The organism is Bacillus sp. B2-WWTP-C-10-Post-4 (assembly GCF_009183805.1).
GTDB classification, from domain to species: Bacteria; Bacillota; Bacilli; order Bacillales; family Bacillaceae_G; genus Bacillus_A; species Bacillus_A cereus.
In genome coordinates this window covers 1-3,353 of record NZ_WEII01000217.1, presented here as the reverse complement: position 1 = coordinate 3,353, position 3,353 = coordinate 1, and the positions used below count along the sequence as shown (strand labels likewise).

Genomic DNA, 3,353 nt, shown 5'->3' with positions numbered 1-3,353 from the left:
ATTTTGTTTCGTTCTCCGTCAATTTAAGTACCCTTCTTCACATTATATTTAATTGGGATAAATATAATGGCTTTTAACCACTATGTTTGTGATACTGTATATATTAATAATATCAATGCAATGGAGGTCTACAACATGAAAAACATAAAGGAATTTCTCAACAAATCATCTATTAAATACCCATTAGCTATAATTTCAGCTATAGCAATAATAAAAACAGGCTATGATTTAGGTTCTTTTGTAATAAAATTTAAATATATTTAAATCGTAAAAAGGAAATTGATCTTTTTAACAAATGGTCCATTTCCTTTTTATATTTTATCGCATCTTTTTCAAAACATAGTGACTTTATTTAAAAGTGATAATTGGTTAATAATATGATTTCGTGATCTAGTTAAGAAACTATGTTTAAACATAAAATATCTTCATCTAAATCAATTCTTTTGTTATCAATAACCCTCAACATATAAAGAAAATCTTTTATTACCACAAAATTACCCAGAAAAAATACGACTTAACTCTTTTCTTATTCCAAACTAGTTATATCATTTCGTATAATAGAAATATACATATATCCTACTACACTTCAAGGGGGCCTTTATCTTGAACTATGGCTGGGCTGGAACTATTGAACAATTTAAGCAATTAGATGTACAGTTTTTTATTAAACAATTGTTAGATCATGTTTATAAAAACAATACAAATGATCCAAAAATAGATTCTCAAAAGAGAGCATGGATTGATAGTTATAATAAACTACAAGATTTATTTAATCGATTTTCTAATTTAGATGCATCACTTATTTTTGAATATGAGATTTTACGCGGAGGCGGTCGTCGCCCAGATGTACTTTTACTGATCAATGGTTATCTGATAGTCCTCGAATGTAAAAGTTATAATAGCGTTTCACCTTCTGAATATATCCAAACATCTCTTTATATGCGTGATCTTGAACATTATCACTCAGCTATTCAACAATCTAACATGCAAGTCATAGGTGTTTTACTGCTTACAAACTATGAAGGTGAACGCTGGGTTTTCCAAAAAGAATATCAAGTAACCCTTTCCACTGTTGATGGATTGGAAAGCATTCTTAAACGAATCATCAATAAAACAAAAGTACCAACTTTGACGCTAGAGGAAATAATCGATGGTGTCTATGAACCCTCACCTTCTATGCTAGAAGCTGCTCGTTCTATTTTAAATAATGAACCGCTCCCTGACATTAAAGCTGTATCAAGCAGTAATTTTCCAGAAGTACAACAAACTGTACGCTCAATCATTGAAGAAGCTCAACATACAAATACCCATCATCTCATTTTAGTATCTGGCGAGCCAGGAGCAGGTAAAACATATTTAGGTCTAACCATTGCACATGAGATGAAAAATGCAGTTTATTTATCTGGTAACGGCCCATTAGTAGACGTATTACAAGATACGTTGAAAAATAGAACCTTCGTACAAGGTCTATATGGATATAAAATGGATTTTCTCGAAAAAAGAATGATTCCAAAAGAACAAATAATCATTTTTGATGAGGCCCAACGAGCATGGGATGCAAAAAAAGTCGACCAATCACTCACTCGAAGAAATCGAGAAGCTCAAAACTTAAGCGAACCGGATATTATAATGAATATTACAACAAATAATAAACCGTGGAGTGTAACAATTGGTTTAATTGGTGAAGGACAAGAGATCTATTCTGGTGAGGAAGGCGGTCTTGCTCTATGGAATACTGCGATCGCTGGAAAAAACGTGACTGTTCACTCTAAACATCCTAATTCTTTATTTACAAATGCAGCACATTATAGAACTCATTCTCAGCTACATTTAAACTCATCTTTCCGTGCTCATGCAGCTTTAAAATACTATGAAATCATTAATACTTTATTGGATGCTAATTTTGAGCAAATAAAACAACTAATTCATCATTTACCGAAAGAACATTATCAACTTTTTATTACACGTGATTTAAACAAAGCCAAACTTACTTTACATCAGCTTTATCAGGATGATACAAAAACAGTTGGCGTTGTCTGTGCTGGTGGCGCTGATCATCAAAAAGAAGTCCCTGTTCTACCAAGAGGTGAACGATATGAACGCCCTAGTAAGATCGCTCAATACTTTAACTATGCCGAATCCCAATACTATTGTAGAGCGCTCAACAACAGCTCAACTGAATTCCAAACACAGGGTCTTGAACTAGATATGACGCTTGTTCATTGGGATGATGATCTATATCTACAAAATGGGACTTGGAAGGGGCAACACTATCAATGGGGTGTTGAAGATCCATTCCAAATTAAACTCAATGCATATAGAGTTATTTTAACAAGAGGTCGGGATGGAACAATTATTTACATACCACCAAAACCCATTCTAGATGAGACTTGGAACTTATTAAAAAACCATTTACATATTCCTGAATTAACGTTTTAAGGCTTATAATAAGAGACGATATTCTAGACTCCTTTAGAATATCGTCTCTTATTTGTTATTTTATAACAACCAGAGAATTGTTCTTACATGCCTTAAAACATTGCAAGAAGGAGTTTCTTTAAACAACTAGTATTATAAGAAATTGTCACTTAAGAAGTTGCTGTTTCTTTTATTTCCCTAAAAACTGAATCGCTTTGCGGTACTTCTCCAATCGTTTTAGGTCTTTATCTGTTATCCTAGCAAGTCTTGAGCGATCAGAATTATGTTTTAAGTCTGCAAGTTTAACTGTACGAGCAAGAGAATTTTCTTTCACTCTGCTCAGATACTCAAAATAAGGTGTGTATTTCTCTTTTGTCAGTACTTGCACTGCCTCAACTACGTTATGAGGTATACCAGCACTTAACAGATCATTAGCAGTTATCTCAGTATCTTCCAGAACATCATGCAAATAAGCAGTAGCCTTCTCTTCGGTCGTATTTACAAAGTTAGCAACTGCCTCAGGGTGTTTGATATAATCCATACCTGCTTTATCTACTTGTCCAGCATGGGCTTTTTGGGCTATCTCATGAGCTATTTTTATATAATTAGGTAACATCGCAAAAGCTCCCTTTCTTTAAACAAAATCTCCCCCTCTAGCAAGCTGTTCTAAAAGTGAAGGAGGAAAATATTGATATAATCCCTCAGCAAATCATTGGAGTTCATCTTGAAACAAAAAATTCCATACTCTCTTTATATTTCTACAAAAAGAATAGCGTTTTTTGGTTATACGGATACAATTTTGTTTTAATTTGAATTACGCCCTTTTCTCTTACGGGTATTTACTATATTAATGAAGAAAATTAGTCCGCAGATAAAGAATAGAAAAGGATGCACCCATGTTCTAAAATTAACAAGACTTATAATAAGCATTATAA

The 3,353-nt window shown here is 33.1% G+C and carries 3 protein-coding genes; 2 read left to right on the top strand and 1 reads right to left on the bottom strand.

Translation table 11 applies throughout. The features are described 5' to 3' along the window. Positions 1-135: 135 nt before the first annotated feature. Entirely contained in the window at positions 136-264 is a 129-nt protein-coding gene (locus tag GBN78_RS30950; RefSeq protein WP_264298958.1) for a hypothetical protein, read from the top strand. A gap of 339 nt (positions 265-603) precedes the next feature. Continuing rightward, positions 604-2,439: a DNA/RNA helicase domain-containing protein gene (locus GBN78_RS29195; RefSeq protein WP_152128007.1), complete on the top strand. Its 1,836-nt coding sequence runs from the start codon at positions 604-606 to the stop codon at positions 2,437-2,439. A gap of 169 nt (positions 2,440-2,608) precedes the next feature. On the opposite strand, the gene GBN78_RS29190 is transcribed toward GBN78_RS29195, so the two are convergent. Then, positions 2,609-3,034 (bottom strand): HD domain-containing protein, encoded by a 426-nt coding sequence (locus GBN78_RS29190; protein WP_000937352.1) that lies wholly within the window; start codon positions 3,032-3,034, stop codon positions 2,609-2,611. Positions 3,035-3,353 lie beyond the last annotated feature (319 nt).